This is a genomic window from Photorhabdus aballayi (assembly GCF_026153155.1).
Classification (GTDB): Bacteria; Pseudomonadota; Gammaproteobacteria; order Enterobacterales; family Enterobacteriaceae; genus Photorhabdus; species Photorhabdus luminescens.
Window position 1 is genome coordinate 55633 of sequence record NZ_JAPFCD010000011.1, and the last position, 18359, is coordinate 73991.

General features: G+C 41.5%; 15 protein-coding genes. 9 read left to right on the plus strand and 6 right to left on the minus strand.

What is annotated here, in order from left to right; all coding sequences use genetic code 11:
* Positions 1 to 247 precede the first annotated feature (247 nt).
* From adk to OO184_RS08245, 5 genes are all read left to right on the plus strand, one after another.
* Positions 248 to 892 carry an adenylate kinase gene (adk, locus tag OO184_RS08225; protein ID WP_265378752.1) on the plus strand — a complete coding sequence of 215 codons (645 nt, stop codon included), beginning with the start codon at positions 248 to 250 and terminating at the stop codon, positions 890 to 892.
* 176 nt (positions 893 to 1068) lie between these two features.
* Positions 1069 to 2046: a ferrochelatase gene (hemH, locus tag OO184_RS08230; RefSeq protein WP_265378753.1), complete on the plus strand. Its 978-nt coding sequence runs from the start codon at positions 1069 to 1071 to the stop codon at positions 2044 to 2046.
* Between the two features lie 179 nt (positions 2047 to 2225).
* Positions 2226 to 3329, plus strand: coding sequence for an LPS O-antigen length regulator Wzz(fepE) (wzz(fepE), locus tag OO184_RS08235; protein ID WP_265378754.1), 1104 nt, complete (start codon positions 2226 to 2228; stop codon positions 3327 to 3329).
* 97 nt (positions 3330 to 3426) lie between these two features.
* Complete coding sequence (locus OO184_RS08240) at positions 3427 to 4737, plus strand: inosine/guanosine kinase (RefSeq protein ID WP_265378755.1); 1311 nt, start codon at positions 3427 to 3429, stop codon at positions 4735 to 4737.
* A 1051-nt stretch (positions 4738 to 5788) separates the two neighbouring features.
* The gene (locus tag OO184_RS08245; protein ID WP_265378756.1) at positions 5789 to 6400 is read left to right on the plus strand and encodes a LysE family translocator; all 612 of its coding nucleotides are present in this window, start codon (positions 5789 to 5791) and stop codon (positions 6398 to 6400) included.
* Positions 6401 to 6828: 428 nt separating this feature from the next.
* On the opposite strand, the gene ybaL is transcribed toward OO184_RS08245, so the two are convergent.
* Both ybaL and OO184_RS08255 read right to left on the minus strand, forming a co-directional pair.
* Entirely contained in the window at positions 6829 to 8535 is a 1707-nt protein-coding gene (gene ybaL, locus OO184_RS08250; protein ID WP_265378757.1) for a YbaL family putative K(+) efflux transporter, read from the minus strand.
* A gap of 241 nt (positions 8536 to 8776) precedes the next feature.
* Positions 8777 to 9994, minus strand: a complete 1218-nt coding sequence (locus OO184_RS08255) for an MFS transporter (RefSeq protein WP_265378758.1) — start codon at positions 9992 to 9994, stop codon at positions 8777 to 8779.
* A gap of 254 nt (positions 9995 to 10248) precedes the next feature.
* Here OO184_RS08255 and ushA point away from each other — a divergent pair, with 254 nt between their 5' ends.
* On the plus strand, positions 10249 to 11907 hold the full coding sequence (gene ushA / locus OO184_RS08260; protein WP_265378759.1) for a bifunctional UDP-sugar hydrolase/5'-nucleotidase UshA: 1659 nt from the start codon (positions 10249 to 10251) through the stop codon (positions 11905 to 11907).
* A gap of 61 nt (positions 11908 to 11968) precedes the next feature.
* On the opposite strand, the gene ybaK is transcribed toward ushA, so the two are convergent.
* Complete coding sequence (gene ybaK / locus OO184_RS08265) at positions 11969 to 12445, minus strand: Cys-tRNA(Pro)/Cys-tRNA(Cys) deacylase YbaK (protein WP_265378760.1); 477 nt, start codon at positions 12443 to 12445, stop codon at positions 11969 to 11971.
* 195 nt (positions 12446 to 12640) lie between these two features.
* Positions 12641 to 13453: a TraB/GumN family protein gene (locus OO184_RS08270; RefSeq protein ID WP_265378761.1), complete on the minus strand. Its 813-nt coding sequence runs from the start codon at positions 13451 to 13453 to the stop codon at positions 12641 to 12643.
* A gap of 298 nt (positions 13454 to 13751) precedes the next feature.
* Between OO184_RS08270 and OO184_RS08275 the strand changes: the two genes are divergently transcribed.
* Positions 13752 to 14069, plus strand: a complete 318-nt coding sequence (locus tag OO184_RS08275; RefSeq protein ID WP_265378762.1) for a type II toxin-antitoxin system PrlF family antitoxin — start codon at positions 13752 to 13754, stop codon at positions 14067 to 14069.
* On the plus strand, positions 14069 to 14518 hold the full coding sequence (locus OO184_RS08280; protein ID WP_265378763.1) for a type II toxin-antitoxin system YhaV family toxin: 450 nt from the start codon (positions 14069 to 14071) through the stop codon (positions 14516 to 14518). The genes OO184_RS08275 and OO184_RS08280 overlap by 1 nt, the downstream gene beginning before the upstream one ends.
* A 100-nt stretch (positions 14519 to 14618) precedes the next feature.
* On the opposite strand, the gene copA is transcribed toward OO184_RS08280, so the two are convergent.
* Positions 14619 to 17366 (minus strand): copper-exporting P-type ATPase CopA, encoded by a 2748-nt coding sequence (copA, locus tag OO184_RS08285; protein ID WP_265378764.1) that lies wholly within the window; start codon positions 17364 to 17366, stop codon positions 14619 to 14621.
* A 142-nt stretch (positions 17367 to 17508) separates the two neighbouring features.
* On the opposite strand from copA, the gene cueR reads away from it, so the two are divergent.
* Positions 17509 to 17910 carry a Cu(I)-responsive transcriptional regulator gene (gene cueR, locus OO184_RS08290; protein ID WP_265378765.1) on the plus strand — a complete coding sequence of 134 codons (402 nt, stop codon included), beginning with the start codon at positions 17509 to 17511 and terminating at the stop codon, positions 17908 to 17910.
* Here cueR and OO184_RS08295 read toward each other — a convergent pair.
* Positions 17904 to 18359 carry an NfeD family protein gene (locus OO184_RS08295; protein ID WP_265378766.1) on the minus strand — a complete coding sequence of 152 codons (456 nt, stop codon included), beginning with the start codon at positions 18357 to 18359 and terminating at the stop codon, positions 17904 to 17906. The two genes, cueR and OO184_RS08295, sit on opposite strands and share 7 nt — an antisense overlap.

Here is an 18359-nt window from a genome sequence, read left to right on the forward strand (position 1 = left end):
ATCCCCGGGAGCATAGATAACGATGTGACCGGGGTGAGTGAGTGCAGCCAACAAAGAGGCAACTTGAAAGATAACGGGTATATACTTCTTGATACCACGCCTCTAATAATAAGATGAGGCGTGGTTTATTTTTACAGAAAAATATCACGAAATCGTTTACCTGTTTCCTTGAGCAAACCCCATGCTAGATGGTATGGTGATTCGTTTTCTTAAAATATAAAAACTAACTAGCAAGGGGATTTACGCAATGCGTATTATTCTGCTGGGCGCTCCGGGCGCCGGTAAAGGGACTCAGGCGCAATTTATCGTGGAGAAATATGAGATCCCTCAAATTTCTACTGGCGATATGTTGCGTACTGCGGTTAAGGCTGGCACAGAATTGGGTTTAAAAGCGAAAGCGCTGATGGATCATGGTAAGCTGGTTACTGATGAACTGGTTATTGCTTTGGTCAAAGAGCGCATCAAACAAGATGACTGCCGCAATGGTTTCTTGTTGGATGGGTTCCCCCGTACTATTCCCCAGGCTGATGCAATGAAAGAAGCGGGGATTAACGTTGATTATGTCCTGGAGTTCGATGTTCCCGATGGACTGATTATTGAACGTATCATTGGGCGCCGTATACATGCGCCATCTGGCCGTGTTTATCACATCAAATTCAATCCGCCGGCAGTGGAGAACAAGGATGATGTTACGGGTGAAGAGTTGACCGTTCGTAAAGACGATCACGAAGATATCGTGCGTAAGCGTTTAGTTGAATACCATCAACAAACAGCACCTTTAGTATCCTACTATCAAAAAGAAGCAGAGGCAGATTACACCAAATATTTTAGAATTGATGGTACTCGTAAGGTATCTGAGATTAGTGAAGAATTATCTAAAATTTTGGATTAATCAACCTGAATGATTCTTGGAGGGCGACTAATAAGTCGCCTTATCTTATATTATTTATTTACTGTATCAGGTAAATTAGTCGGTTTTTCCTCATTGTTTTCGTATATAAACATGATTTTCATCTGTACTTTATTATGCTAGGGTTTTCACCAGCGAAACAATTAAGGATCGACATAATGAACAACGGTAAATATGGTGTTTTATTAGTTAATCTTGGTACTTCTGATAAGCCGACAACTGCGGCTGTAAGACGTTATTTAGCTGAGTTTTTGAGCGATAAAAGAGTCGTAGATTTATCTCGATTTATCTGGAAGCCAATATTATATGGTTTTGTTTTGCCTTTACGTTCTTCACGTGTAGCAAAGTTATATCAGAAAATTTGGACTGATGAAGGTTCTCCTCTGTTAGTATATGGCCGCCGGCAACAGAAATTACTGGCAGAAAAACTTGCTGACATCCCTGTTGAGTTGGGAATGAATTACGGCTCTCCATCTCTTGAGCAAGCGATTGACAACTTACTTAAGCAAAATGTTGAACAATTGATTGTTTTACCGCTTTATCCCCAATATTCCAGCTCCTCATCTGCGGCTGTATTCGATGGTATCAGTCGGGTATTACAAAAATACCGCACTATTCCTGGGATTCATTTTATTCGTAGTTATGCTGATCATCCGGCTTATATTTCTGCACTGCAAGAAACTATTGAGCAGAGTTTCGATAAGCATGGTCAACCAGACAGATTATTGCTTTCCTATCATGGCATTCCACAGCGTTTTGTTGATACGGGTGATATTTATGCTGAACAGTGTAAGTTAACAACACGATTGCTAAAGCAAGCGATTAATTATCCGGCAGAGCAGGTAATGATGGCTTATCAATCACGTTTTGGTCGCGAGCAATGGTTGACGCCATACGTAGATCAAACGGTGAAATCTCTACCTACTCAGGGAATAAAACATATTCAGGTACTTTGCCCTGGTTTTTCGTCTGATTGTCTGGAAACGCTGGAAGAGATAAAACAACTGAATAAAGAGATATTTCTTAATGCTGGTGGGGAAAAATTTGAATATATTCCGGCGCTTAACGACAATACTAGTCATATCTTACTACTTGAAGAATTGGTCAACGGGTTTCTCAGAAACAGAAATCAATAGTGATAGGATTAATCTATCATTAGGGTTCATTGGCTTTTTAAGGTATATTGCTACACGGATGCCAGCCTAGTGGAACTGCCATGCTTATTTTCAGAGTAAATGGGAATTAATCTATAGGCTAGTAGGATGATGTTTTGTATATCAATTAGTAACAGCATATTTGAATTTGGATATAAATAATGAGTAATAAACCGATTAAAGGCACTAATTTCAGTGAAGAATATTTTAATTATTACAATTCAAAACAAGATGATGAAATTGATTTGTTTGAGTTATTCTCTGTTTTATTTCAATCAAAGTTATTGATTATTGCTGTTACTATTCTTTTTGCTGTTATTGGTTTTGCAGCAGCATCTTTGATGCCACAAAAGTGGAGCAGTTCGGCTTCTATTGTTAAACCTCAACTTGAGGAGATACAGCCACTTAAAGATCTCTTGACTAAGTTCGAGGTTTTAAGTCTAAAATCATCAGTAACTTCATCGTCACTGTATAATAGTTTTTTAAATAATTTTAATTCACGGGTTTTACGTGAAGAATATCTGGTTAGTACAGAATATTTTAAAAATCTGGTAGCTGAATCAGGTGATCATTCACCACTTGCAAAAAGAAAACTTATTGAAAAGATTGTGAATGATAATATTTCATCCTCTTCAAAAGCGGAAAAGGATGATGAAGATGGTGAAACTAAATTGACTTTCAGTGCTGGGACCGCAGAAGATGCATATAATCTGTTAAATGGCTATATTGGCTATGCATCGTCTGTTGTCCATGAACAGGTGAAGAGTGAATTAAGTGATATGGTAAAACAAAAGCTTAATTATTCTGATGGTTTGTATAAAATTGATTTAAACCGTGTGAATAACATACAAGAAGCTAATGTTGAACGATTGAAGCATGCATTATCTATCGCTAATTCGGCAGGGATTAAAAAACCTATTTCCAGTGAAGGAGCAATGATCAAAGATGATCCAGATTATTCCATTGCTTTGGGGGCTGATGCATTACAACGTAAGTTGCAAATTACAGAAGAGATAAAAGATCCCACCTTGATTGATGCTGATTTACGTAACCGTTTATTCTATATAGAAGAGTTGAAAGCGCTTAAAGTAGATAAAGTTAGCTTCCAACCATTCAGGTATATGCAGGCTCCTTATGAGCCGACAGCTAAGGATTCACCGAAGCGCCTACTTATCTTAATAGGTAGTGCTTTCGCTGGGCTAATCTTAGCTGTGGTGTTTGTTCTGATTCGTCACATGGTGCGTAGTCGTCAGCAAGCAGCTTAGCTTTCCCTGGCAGTAAATGTCGTGGTGACATTTGCTGCCTGTCAGTTTTTATTGTGCTAATATGCGGCATCTTTTGGCGTCATAGCATCAATCAAAAATGAAATTCCCTGGTAAACGTAAATCAAAACACTATTTTCCCGTCAGTCTGCGTGATCCTTTACTCCAACCAATTAAAGAGATGATGGACGGTGAAAATAACCGAGCTTATATCGTTGGTATCGATCAGATATTAGTAGATATTGAAGCGAAAGTAGATGAGGATTTTATCCAGCGCTATAACCTCAGCCAAGGGCATTCATTAGTTATTGAAGATGATGTGGCTGAAACCCTGTATAAAGAACTTACTGATAATAATCTTATTAGCCATGAATTTGCTGGTGGCACTATTGGTAATACTTTACATAATTACTCGGTTCTTGCCGATGATCGTTCCGTTTTACTGGGTACTATGTGTAATAATATTCAGATTGGCAGCTATGCTTACCGTTACTTATGTAACACGTCTAGCCGTACTGATCTGAACTATTTACAAGGTGTGGATGGTGCAATTGGCCGCTGTTTTACGCTAGTAACGGAAAATGGCGAGAGGACTTTTGCCATCAGTCCTGGGCAAATGAATCAACTTAAACCGGAAAGTATTCCTGAGAAGATTATTGCTGAAGCTTCTGCTTTGGTATTGACCGCTTACTTGGTTCGTTGTAAACCGGGAGAACCCATGCCGGAAGCAACTATGAAAGCCATCGAATATGCGAAAAAGCATAGTGTACCTGTCGTTCTGACATTGGGGACAAAATATGTTATTGCCGATGATCCACAATGGTGGCGTGATTTTCTAGTTGAGAATATTTCTGTTTTGGCAATGAATGAAGATGAAGCTTATGAGCTTACTGGTTTCAGTGATCCCCTATTGGCTTCCAATATGGCACTGGATTGGGTTGATTTAGTTCTGTGTACCGCTGGTCCGGCTGGACTATATATGGCAGGCTATACGGAAAAAGATTACACACGTCAGACAACCCATCCATTGTTGCCGGGAGCTATTGCTGAATTTAACCGTTATGAGTTCAGCCGCGCTATGCGTAAATCTGATTGCCGAATCCCGATGAAAGTTTATTCCCATATTGAACCTTATATGGGGGGACCGGAAAAAATCATGAATACCAATGGGGCCGGTGATGGTGCTTTATCTGCTTTATTGCATGATATAACGGCTAACAATCACCATAGAATGAATGTGCCTAATTCCAGTAAACACATCCGTACATATTTGACATATTCATCACTTGCTCAAGTGTGTAAATATGCTAATAGAGTTAGCTATCAGGTACTGAGTCAGCATTCCCCTCGATTAAGCCGTGGTTTGCCTGAAAAGGAAGATAGTTTGGAAGAATCTTACTGGGAACGATAATTCTAAAATTTTGGCACCGTATAAATTAATGCGGTGCTTGAAATTTAGATATAAGATCATTGATTAAGATTGTAAATGGTAGTTTGGGTTAATCTTGTTAAAAATAATTGTTTTTCGTTGAATCTATAAAAGCCAAAGTATTTCGTGATTGTTTATATATCTGTTTAAATAAATTCACATAATATGTATAAATATTCTGGAGTAGAATATTTATATCACTAAAATAGCAATAATATGCAAATAGAATTCTCTGTATTTTTTTATATTTAAATTATCCTTTTGTTTTATATATAAAAACCCAACATGGCGGCGCATTGCTAATATAGCTAGATGTCGTTAAAGTTACCAACCCATCCCATGCCGATTTAATTATTTCTCTAATTTTTATATTTATTTTATGGGGGAGAAGATAAAGGATGAATTTGAACTAGAATCACAATTTTTAAAAATCTTGAAACTGATTTTCCAATTGTTGATTCTACTAATTATAATCAAGATGATTGGTTAGAAAACATTCCTTCATTAGTAATATGTTGAAATGATATTGGATGTATATTGAAATGATATTCTTTATATATTAAAAAGATATTGATCATATATAGAAATGATATTAGTTATATATGGATTAGAGCTGCTATATTTTAGGAATATTCCCCAGATTGATACGGAATTTCATATCTTTTGTATAGTATTGATATGTAAATTAATGTTTTATGATGCTAATTTAGATAGAAAGGCATTGGCGATAATTGATAACTTAGAAGGATCATTTAGCGAAATACTTTTTATTTTCTGTAATTATTTTATTTTGTTGCCTATATTAGGAAAGATTTTTTGTATCTTTTATTACTGAATTGGAGTTATTAAGATTACTAACATTTAGAGAAAAAACAAAGTTAATAGCTATTAAGTGAAAGTAATGGTATTTAATGACCGTGACTTATTATTATCAATTTAAAGAGAGGGAGGAGCATGATGAAATTTTTTACTGAAAATTTCCTATTATATTTCAAATAATTAATTATTATGCATAACAGCCATTGAGGATACTATGAATAGTTACTACGATTATATAAGAATTGCCAGTATGGTGAGTATGGTCTTAATTATGCCAGGACCAACAAATACTCTTTTGGTATCATCTGGATATTCACATGGTTTTATTAGTACACTCAGGCTGATATTAGCTGAGGCATTTGGTTATATAGCAGCAATTAGTTTGTGGGGATTATTTTTATCTACAGCCTCGCAAACTTTTGTGTGGTCACTAGTCGCCTTAAAAGTTTGCGCTTCGACATATATTGCTTATCTTGCCTTTAAAGTGTGGCATTTCTCATTAGATAAAGACGGAGCGAAAGTCCATTTTAACACGGTATTATTTACCACTCTGTTGAATCCTAAGGCTTTTGTGTTTGCTACATATGCATTTCCTCTTACTGCATTTACTTTGTGGTCGGAATACATTCCATGCATGACAGTTTTTGTCTGTGCATTATTACCTATTTCCTTGATTTGGGTGGGGGTTGGGAAAATGTTATATATAGGAAAATTGGGAGGAGGGGGATTAAAACCTGATTTGTTTTATCGTCTTGCTTCTTTAGTGTTATGTGTTTTCTCGGTTTCGATGTTTTACACGTCAATGAGAGGTGTTTTATATCTTTGACGTAATGAGATGTTTAATATTGCGACCTTCCGATTGATTGGCTTTTTCATTTTAGGCTAATAGTGGTTGAAGGTAGCTGAAATTGTGTAGAGTGTCTCTATTTTAGCTGGGTAAATACCATGATCATGCTAAGCAATGCAAAAAATTCAATGCATGGTATTTACCCTCCCTAATTAATAAAAAACATTTACCTCAATGAATTATTGAATCTTGTTTTGAATGGGCTAAGGATTAATTGATAATCCGATAGATTTTTGTTGTACAGAATTGAGTAGACCGAGACTTTAGCTGAAAGTTTTTCCCCTTTGAACTGCCCTTATCACTGGTATTTAAAGTGATAAGGGCGGTTCAGTGGTTCACTATAGGATAGAAGGGAAAGCCCTACTCGGTAATGAATAGGGAATTACTCCGTCAATAGTCGCATTTTTTCAAAGTAATGGCGAAAAGGGCGACGCGGGGGGAGGCTCAGTTGGATAGCCTTGTTCACTGTTGGCTAATACACTTGCCATTGTTTTGGCAATTTCACGCTCGCCAATAATGACGTGGCTAGCTCCACGCTCCGTGATATAGGTAACTTCATCGTCATAGTCAGCTCGGACAATAATATTAATATCTGGGCGCGCCTCTCTTGCACTAGCAACAATCTCACCTGCTTCATAGCCATTAGGAATGGTCAGTAGAAGGGAGCAGGCGCAATCCAAGCGTGCCAGTGACATAATATCTTTGCTGGCGGCGTTGCCCATGACTGCACTGATACCTTGTTCACCAAGTTCCTCAAATTTGGCTCTGGTGTTTTCAATAACAACCAGAGGGATCTCTTTTTCCTGCAAGCGCTGGCATAGCAAGCTGCCGATACGTCCGTAGCCGACAACGATAGTGTGACCGCAGATATCGACAGGAATTTGCGTCTCTTCCTCCAGCGTTTCTTCCAGTAACTGCTCCTCAATAGTTTCCGTTTTTTCCAGATAGCGATCCAACAGGCTAAAGAGAACTGGGTTTAGCATGATGGAAACAATCGCGCCAGCCAGAACAAGGTTACGGGCATTAGCATCAAGCAGGCCAAGTGCAACGCCAAGACCGGCCAGAATAAAGGCAAATTCACCGATTTGCGCCAGGCTGACTGAAATTGTCAACGCGGTCCGGCGTGAGTGGCCGAACATCTTTACCAGTAACATTGCAGCAGCGGACTTACCGATAATAATGATTGCCAACGTTGCCAGTATCGATAGCGGCTGTTGAATGAGGACCATTGGGTCGAACAGCATGCCGACAGAAACGAAGAACAATACGGCGAAAGCATCTCTGAGAGGCAGCGTATCTTGGGCGGCACGGTGGCTGAGTTCTGATTCGTTTAATACCATACCGGCGAAGAACGCCCCTAGTGCGAATGAGGCATCAAACAGAGCAACGGCACCATAAGCGATACCTAAGGCGATTACCAGCACGGCAAGGGTAAATAGTTCCCTGGAGCCGGTACTCGCGGTTTTTGCCAATACCCACGGGATTAGACGGCGGCCAACAATAATCATCAGCAGGATAAAAGCGATAACTTTGCCGACGGTCATGGCAAGTTCCATAATTAACTGCCCGATATTGGCTTCTTTATTACCAAGAATACCGGCAGCCGCAGGCAGTAATACCAGAGTCAGCACCATCGCCAGATCTTCGACAATCAGCCAGCCGATAGCTATTTGACCTCGTTGGCTATCAATCAATTGACGCTCTTCTAGCGCTCGTAACAGAACAACGGTACTGGCGGTTGATAGACAGAGGCCGAAGACGATGCCGCTAAATAATTCCCAACCCAGTATTGTTGATAGACCTACTCCGAGTAGGGTCGCGACCAGTATTTGTGCAATAGCGCCGGGGATAGCAATAGATTTTACTGCTAGCAGATCTTTGAGTGAAAAATGCAGTCCGACACCAAACATCAATAAGATGACACCAATTTCTGCCAGTTCGGGGGCCAGTGATGCATCAGCGACAAAACCAGGAGTAAAAGGACCAGCGAGTACTCCCGCAGTAAGATAACCAACCAACGGTGAGATTTTCAGGCGTTGTGCCAGCATACCAAGCAGATAAGCGATAAAGAACCCGCCAACGATAGTGGTGATAAGTGGTGTCGAGTGCTCCATTGAAACTCCTTCTTGCTGAGGCTATTGAATAGCAGAGTGAAGAGGTAGGTGTAACGGTATTTTATAGATAATTCGAGGTAAATTCGCTAAAAAAATGAGTAAAACATCAAAAAATATGGGTTGAAAGGATTAAATTACCCGTAACAGGTATTTTTGCTGCTCTATTTGAATATTTATGAGGTAAACAAGCACTATTCCCACATAAAAATTAACTTCTATGTGGGGTTGTATGGTGATTTTTCTAGTTCTTATCTTCTATATTAGGTAATAAAGCGGTAAATATGCCAAGTAACGGCAGAAAAGCACAAATCTGATAAACCAGTTCAATACTTGTTCTGTCTGCAATATCGCCAAGTACCGCTGCGCCAATACCTCCCATACCAAAAGCCAGCCCGAAAAACAGGCCAGATACCATCCCGGTTTTACCTGGAATAAGTTCCTGAGCGTATACCAGGATTGCAGAGAACGCAGATGCCAGAATCACACCAATAATCACTGATAGAATACTTGTCCAGTACAGAGAAGCGTAAGGCAGAACTAATGTAAAAGGTGCAACGCCGAGGATAGATATCCAGATAACATACTTTCTGCCGATCTTATCTCCAAGCGGTCCACCAATAATGGTTCCTGCCGCCACTGCGAATAAAAAAATAAACAGATGAAACTGGGCGCTTTGTACGGAAATGCCAAATTTGTGTATTAAGTAAAAAGTATAATAGCTACTGATACTGGTGAGATAAAAATATTTGGAAAATATTAAGATTAGCAAAATAACTAAGGAACTTATCACGGCTTTTCTTGATAAAACTTTGACGGCAAGGTCAGTTTTGGTTTGATTTTTCTTGATGTAATTCTGAGCTTTATACCATTTACTGATCTGTAGCAGCACAATGATACCGAGTAATGCAGCCAGAGAGAACCAGCTAACGTTGCCTCTGCCATAGGGCGCAATAAGCACAGCCGCTAGCAAAGGCCCAAGGGAGCTGCCAAAATTACCGCCGACTTGAAAAAGCGATTGGGCTAATCCGTGGCGGCCGCCGGATGCCATACGTGCTACGCGCGAAGATTCCGGGTGGAATACCGAAGAACCTGTTCCAATTAATGCAGATGCTAATAGAATTAACGGGAAATTGTTGGCATAGGCCAGCAGTAATAGACCGGACAAAGTGAAACTCATTCCAATAGGTAATGAATAGGGCTGTGGATGTTTATCAGTATAGAGACCTATCAGTGGTTGTAATAAAGAGGCGGTAATCTGATAGGTCAGTGTGATCATACCGATTTGCACGAAACTTAGGTTGAATTCTGATTGCAATAAAGGATAAATCGCCAAAATCAGCGATTGGATCATATCGTTCAATAAGTGTGAAATACTGATTGCGCCAAGAATAGTAAAAACGGTATTCCTGGTTTTTCTTGTGTGAGATGGGACTGTAGTCGTATTGCTCTGTTCACTCATATTCGCAGCCAACTTATCTTATATATTGGTTAATTTGTTGAATTTTAATACATAATTAATCAGAGAGTTGATTTTTTACTATCTTGGATATAGTTTTATAGTACACTTGTAAACACGAAATAAAACATGTTCGATATCTAGTAACTGCATAACATACATAACCTATCTCAAGAAATGATCAATTTATCCCGCCTTGTTGGCTTTTAAAGCTGTTTTTGCATGGCAATTCACTAAAAAAAGCATGGAGATATACCATGAAACTCTCGTTCAAGACCTCAGCTTGTGCTTTGGTTGTATCTGTAGCATTACTTCCAGCAATCGCAAATGCATGGGAGAAAGACAAAACCTATGACATTACTATTTTGCACACTAATGACCATCATGGTCATTTTTGGCATAACGATTATGGTGAGTATGGTTTAGCTGCTCAAAAAACGGTAGTTGATGAAATCCGTCAAGAGGTCGTGAAAAAAGGTGGTAGTGTGTTACTGCTTTCCGGCGGAGATATTAATACCGGTGTGCCAGAATCTGATTTGCAAAATGCCGAACCTGATTTTAAGGGCATGAATTTGGTGGGTTATGATGCAATGGCATTGGGTAACCATGAGTTTGATAATCCTCTATCAATACTGCGTCAACAAGAAAAGTGGGCGAATTTTCCATTTCTGTCGGCCAATATTTACCAGACCAGCACCGGCAAACGTTTGTTCAAGCCTTATACTATTTTCGATGAACAAGGCGTGAAAATTGCGGTTATTGGCCTGACGACTGATGATACGGCGAAAATTGGTAACCCGGCTAATTTTCCTGATGTTGAATTTCGTGTTCCTGCGAAAGAAGCCAAAATGGTGGTTGAAGAACTTAAGAGAGATGAAAAGCCAGATGTGATTATTGCCGCAACCCATATGGGACACTATGACGATGGTAATCATGGTTCTAATGCGCCGGGTGATGTTGAAATGGCTCGCAGTTTGCCTGCGGGCTATCTGGATATGATTGTCGGTGGTCACTCACAAGATCCGGTCTGTATGTCTGCGGAAAATAAAAATTATAAGCAGATCGATTATGTACCGGGAACGCCATGTTCGCCGGATCGCCAGAACGGTACCTGGATTGTCCAGGCCCATGAGTGGGGGAAATATGTTGGTCGAGCTGATTTCCAATTTCGTAATGGTGAATTAAAGTTAACTCACTATCAGTTGATCCCCATTAACCTCAAAAAGAAAATACAGAAGGGAGATGGTTCTACTGAGCGCGTTTACTATACTCACGGAATTGCCCAAGACCCGGAAATGATGCGGTTATTGACGCCATATCAGGATAGAGGCGATAAACAGCTTAATGTAAAAGTGGGGTCTATTGAGGGTAAATTGGAAGGGGATCGCAGCAAAGTTCGTTTTGTTCAGACTAATATGGCCCATGTTGTCCTTTCTGCCATGATGGAACGTACTGACGCTGATTTCGCGATTATGAGTGGCGGCGGCATTCGCGATTCAATTGAATCAGGCGATATCACTTATAAAGATGTATTGAAAGTGCATCCATTTGCCAACTCATTGGTTTACGTTGATATGAAAGGCAGCGAAATTGAACAGTATCTGGCGGCGATTGCTAATATGAAGGTGGACTCTGGTGCTTATGCACAGTTTGTGAATGTTAGCCTGATTGCTGATGGTAAAGGTGTTAAAGAGGTAAAAATTGGTGGAAAACCACTAGAGCCAAATAAAACTTACCGTATGGCAATGCTTGACTTTAACGCTATTGGTGGGGATGGTTATCCACGTGTTGATAATTATCCAACTTATGTTAATACCGGTTTTGTTGATGCAGAAGTTTTAAAGGATTATATCGAGAAGCATTCACCACTGAAAGCGGCTGATTATGAGCCAAAGGGTGAAATTATTTATCAATAATCCCTGACGGAAAGATAAATCGAAAGGGCTGCAATTTTGGCAGCCCTTTTTGGGTAATAGTTTAAACTTTTGCAATATCTGCGAAGTTGCCTTTCGCTAACCCACAGAGATCAGACGGTGCCAATTCAATATCCAACCCTCGTTTACCACCAGAGACAAATATAATTGGAAACTGTTGCGCTTGATTATCAATAATCGTTGGCAAGAGTTTTTTCTGTCCTAACGGACTGATCCCGCCGACGAGATACCCTGTTACTTTCTGGGCGATTTTGGGATCAGCCATTTCTGCTTTTTTGACTTTAAAAACTTTGGCGATCTTTTTTAAGTCCAGTTCACCTGAAACGGGGGTGACGGCTACCACCAAATTTTTAGCCTCACCATTAAGTGCAACCAGCAAAGTTTTGAATACCTGCTTGGCATTGAGTCTTAATTTCTTCACTGCTTCATCACCAAAGTTATGCTCATTTGTGTCGTGTTCATAGGTATGAAGAGTAAAGGTGACTTTCTGTTTCTCTAACAAAATGATCGCAGGTGTCATAATTTCATTACATAGGATGATTTTGTAATTAAGGATAAAGGATGAAATGGAATGATGGAATTGATAATCTGACTACGGCTCTGTTGCTTGTATACAAACAGGTAATATCCCGAACTAAGAATAACGAAAATGACAGGTTATTCCTCTTTGACGGGCCAATATTATTATAGCAGTATATGTAATATTGGCCTTTTTTTAATCCTGTCCTTCTGCCAGCATCTGGGGCAAATTCCCTTCACCGTATAGATGCAAAACGCCAACAGCAACGAGGTATCGACCGGCAGGTAATTCTCGTAAGCGCTTATTCCATTGCTTATTACGTTCAGTCATCAATAGTTGGTATATCTCTTTACTGAAAGTGGTTGGTAAAGCATGTTCTTGTTGTTTAGGTTGGTAATCCATCCACCAACTGATCATTGTTTGTAAAGCGCGGGCATTTGCGTGCCAATGGGTTAATGTATCTTCCAGTAGCGGCAAGCCGTTATTGGGAATTTGATTAAGTAAATTAATTTGTGATTCAGTACCTTCTAGTTCAATAATCGTTTTCCCTTGAGCTTTGGCTGCATTCAGGAGCTGATAGTCGATACCGTAGTGGGGATGCAATCCAAGGTTTTGTGCTTGTCCAGCTTGTAAAATTAAAGCGATTTGCCATGAGGGTAATAGATTGAGGAATTCTTCCTGTTGCTGGATTTCATGGCAGCAGTCCTGAAAATTCTGATACATCTCAGGAGATAAACGTTGTTCGATACGGTGATATGATTGAAACTCATCATGAAATGGGGAATCTGCCTGAGTAATATCTGCTTCCACGATTAAGGTATCGGACTGATTAAGCTGTTCTAGCAATATTTCCGAAAGTGGGAACATATTCTGCGTCCCCATATGAATACTGCCTACCAGATGCAAATGTCTATCGCCTGCCAGTGTAATATCGTGAGCGGGATAGGGATAATGGTGGAAAGAATTGATTCCCAATATATTAGTAAGGTGTTTAATCAGTCGTCCCATTGGTGCTCCGGTTTAGCATTTGTATTTTTAAGGTGACTATACTTCAGGCTAATATTATAGCTGTACTTCTGCTGTACCTTTATTTATTTCCATAGAATGTTCCTTCAGTATACAAGGAGATTTTTTTTGCTCCTTCCATTTACCTTGCTAGCCTTTTAGCAACTATCACAGTCTTTTGGTATAGAGAGTCAGTAGATTGGTGTTCACCGTTAAAGTGAAATAAACCTAAACTAGATTATCTTGACGATGTAAGGATTATTCCTTACACTTTGATGAAAGTGATAATTGGAGATTTGTTATGACATCTATCTATGAATTTGCAACATTGACTTCCAAAGGTCAGATAACGATACCTAAGTCTATCCGTCAGGCATTAGGTATTGGTACAGGTAGTAAGTTGGCCTTTGAGTTGTGTAATGGTGAGATAGTCGTGACCTGTGTAGGAATTGAGCATGAAGATCCTGTCATTGGGGCATTCCTTGATCTATTGTCTGAGGATATTCAGGTTGGGCACCATGTGAGTGGTTTACCTAAAGAATTGGAAGAGGCTATGCAGTACAATGCTGGTCACGCTATCGATCTGAGTGAAAATATTGACGGAGATGTTGTGATTTGATGCAAAGACATGGATGGACACTGCTATATCACTCATGTGTGATACAACAGCTTCAGAAGCTGCATGATGCAGTAAAAAGGGCCGAGCAGAGTGACCCACACGGGTTCGAGAGCAACTCTAGTGTCAAGCTGTTTCGGGCGTTGAGCAAATTGATTCTGGATGTGGTACCAAGTGATCCTTCTCGGGACGAGTATCGGCAAGGTAACACCTTAGGAGAAGCCTATCGCCACTGGCGACGAGCTAAGATTGGTCGAAGGTTCCGCTTGTTCTTCCGTTATGATTCTAGGGCTAGGATCATTGTGTATGCTTGGGTCAACGATGAGGAGACCTTGCGTTCGGAAGGTAGTAAGTCCGATCCCTATTCGGTCTTCGAGAAGATGCTAGGAAGAGGAAATCCGCCCGATAGTTGGGCTGCGTTGATCGCAGCCAGCCGGCATAAGTGGTTATAACTGAAGTAATTTGTCCGCGAATTGGCGATGGATGATAGGGTAAAAGTGTAAAGAGTACAGGGATGACAAATTTTTACAATTTACCCCAATATCGCTAAAGCTAACTCATTTTCGTGGTTTTAGGCTTAAACCTCAGTAATCGATTAGCATTACTCACTACCGTAATTGAAGAGAGCGCCATTGCTGCACCTGCTACCACCGGATCTAACAGGGTTCCGGTAAAGGGATAGAGCACACCGGCTGCAATGGGAATCCCCAACGAGTTGTAGATAAATGCGCCCAATAGGTTCTGTTTCATATTGCGTAGAGTGCCTTTGGACAGTTCAACCGCATCGGCCACACCGTGTAGACTGTGGCGCATCAGTGTTATTGCGGCGGTTTCAATGGCGATATCACTGCCGCCTCCCATTGCAATGCCCACATCAGCCTGCGCTAGGGCAGGAGCATCGTTAATACCATCCCCCACCATAGCAACCTTGCGACCTGCTGCCTGTAGTTTTTGAATCGCCTCAGCTTTACCATCAGGCAATACACCCGCAATCACTTGATCAATCCCTGCTTCTTTTGCAATCGCATTGGCAGTCACCGGGTTGTCACCGGTTAGCATCACTAAACGGTAACCTTGGTGATGTAATCGTTTCAATGCAGTAATCGTATCTTCACGTAGTGGGTCACGAATTGATAGCACTGCCGCAACTTTCCCTCCTGCGGCCAGAATAACTGGTGTGATGCCTTGTTCTGATTGTTGCGCAATCAGTGGTTTTAATTCCTGCGTATCAACTTGATTTTGTTCTAGCCATGCTTGATTACCTAGCAACAGTGTTGTGCCATTCACTTCACCACTAATACCGAGTCCAGCTAGAGTGCGGAATTGTTCAACTTGTGGCAACGTCAGTCCTGCGGTTTTGGCAAGAATGGCTTTAGCCAATGGATGGTTAGAACCTTGTTCCAGTGCGCCAGCCCAACGTAAAGCCTCTTGTTCACTATACCCATTGAAAGTATGGATATCAGTCACTTGAGGCATACCTTCCGTCAGCGTACCGGTTTTATCGAAAACAATGGTATCCAATGCGCTAGCTTGTTGCAGTGCATCAGCGTCCCGAACCAGTACCCCGAATTCTGCCGCTCGGCCGACACCAGAGATAATTGACATAGGGGTTGCCAACCCAAGGGCACAGGGGCAGGCAATAATCAATACGGTAGTAATAATGACCAATGAATACATGATTTGTGGCGCTGGCCCCACTAAATACCAAATAGCACCGGCAATCAGGGCAATGGCGACAACAACGGGAACAAATACGGCGGAGATTTTATCTGCTAATTGACCAATTTCGGGCTTACTACTTTGTGCTTGACGGACCAGTTTAATAATTCGTGCTAATGTTGTCTGGCTGCCAACTGCGGCAGCAGTAAACAGCACGGTACCGTCTTGCACCGTCGTACCGGCATGAATGTTATCGCCTTTGGATTTTTGCTGTGGAATTGGCTCACCGGTGAGCATTGCCTCATCTATCCAAACTTCACCTTGAATGATTTCACCATCAACGGGAACACGATCACCGGTTGCCAAACGTAACGTCATGCCGGGTTTGACATCAGCCAATCGCATCTCTTTTTCGCCATCTTCTGTCACCACACGGGCAGTCGGTGGTGTCAGATCTAGCAAACGCTCCAGTGCTTTTGAAGAACGCTGACGGGCACGCTGTTCCAGAGCATGACCCAGGTTGATAAGACCAATAATCATCGCGCTGGCTTCATAATAGAGATGACGGGCTGGTGGTGGAAAAACATCTGGCCATAGGTTGACACTGATGGAGTAAAGCCATGCTGCTCCTGTTCCCAATGCCACTAATGTGTCCATTGTGGCGCTGCCGTTTTTCAGGCTTTGCCACGCACTGCGATAGAAGTGACCACCGGCAAAAATCATCACAGCCAGCGTGATAACGCCGATAGTCAACCAGATAGTATGGTTTTCAGGTGTGAGCATCATATTATCGCCGATCATGCCCCACACCATCACGGGAATACCGACGACCAATGCTAATGCTGACTGCCAACGAAAACGACGCATATTAGCGTCAGAAACTTGTTGCTGGCGTTCACGCCGCTCAGTTTCGTCCTGAATCAGTTCTGCGCCATACCCGGCTTTTTCTATCGCTTTAATCAGTGCCTCCGGTGAAGCACTGCCGGTAATTAAAGCGCTGCGTTCAGCAAGATTCACTCTGGCATTTTCCACGCCAGCAACACCTTGTAATGCTTTCTGAACTTTATTCACGCAACTGGCACAAGTCATGCCGTCCAACAGTAATTGGATGCTCTCATCGCTATCACTCACAACGGAAGCGTCAGTTTTTTTGACCGGAACAGAAGAGGTTGCCGCTGCCAAAGGTTCCGGTCTGTTTGAGGCAGATAATGTCAGCGGCTCAGATTTTGGGCAATTTTGACTAGAACTCAGTTTTGCGTGGTAACCCGCTTGCTCAACGGCGGCAATTAGAGTATCAACATCGGCTTTACCGTAAACTTTAGCCGTTTCAGTATTCACATCTGCGGCGATAACACCCTCTACGGCTTCCAGCGCTTTACGTGTCGTGCCTGCACAATGCATGCAACTCAAGCCAGAGAGTGTCAGTTCAACATCAGGCTGGTTGGCGATTATCGCGTCGTAGCCGGCGGCTTTAATTGTTTCAATTAATGATTCAGCAGAGGCTTCGCCGGTTATTTTGGCATAATCAATCGTAATATCTGCCTGTTCCACATCTGTACGATCGTCTAGCGCTTTTTTCACACGATTAACACAGTGCATACAGGAAAGCCCCTGCAAGGCTAAAATAGTTGTGTATGACATAAAAAAACTCCTAACACATAGTGATGTAATTATTCTTCACACCTGTGTGATAATTAGTGATGAATATCTACACAGTTCAAGTAAGTTTCTGACTTGTTGCGAAGGTTAAACCTTCCCGCAAGGGTAAGGTCAAGGGGAAAAAATGAACATCAGTGAGATTGCCCAAAAAACCGGTCTTACCAGCAAAGCTATCCGGTTTTATGAAGAAAAAGATCTGATTACACCGCCGGAAAGGGGAGATAACGGCTACCGTTATTATCAGCAGAAACATATTGATGAACTAACGCTGTTGCGTCAGGCAAAACAGGTCGGTTTTACACTTGACGAATGCCGTGAGTTCTTAGTGTTATTTCGCAACCCTAATCGTCACAGCGCTGATGTAAAAGCGGCAACATTGCATAAAGCGGCTGAAATAGAAAAGGCGATTGAAGAGTTGCAGAAAATGAGAAGTAAATTGTTATCTTTGGCGGAAGAGTGCCCTGGAGATGATGGGGCGGAATGCCCCATCATAGATCATTTATCAGGTTGTTGCTCTCATCACTGAAAACTGACCGGTTTTACTTTCAGTGTAATGCCATCCACAGCAATGACTTCCACTTCGGCATTGGCGGGTAGTTCACTGTCACAATAGACTCGCCAGCTTCCATCGGCCAGTTTGATTCGGCTGTAACCATTGTCGGTATCACTAATCAGCTTGGCTCGAATACCGATAAGTTGGTGGTCTTTCTGGTTCAGGGCATCGCTGCCTTTTGACGGGCGGCGACGTAACCAATAGCGCCATAGCATTGCAGAAAGCAGCGTCAGAGTGGCAAACAAAACGCCTTGCCATTCCCAATCTATTCCTGGTAACAGCCAGGTGATAAACGCAACAACGATAGCGGCTATACCCGTCCATAACAGATAGCCGCCGGTTCCCAGAAGCTCTGCAATTAACAGTAAGCCGCCAAAAGAGAACCAGAGCCAGGGTGTTTGAGCCGCAATCTGTGCAATCAT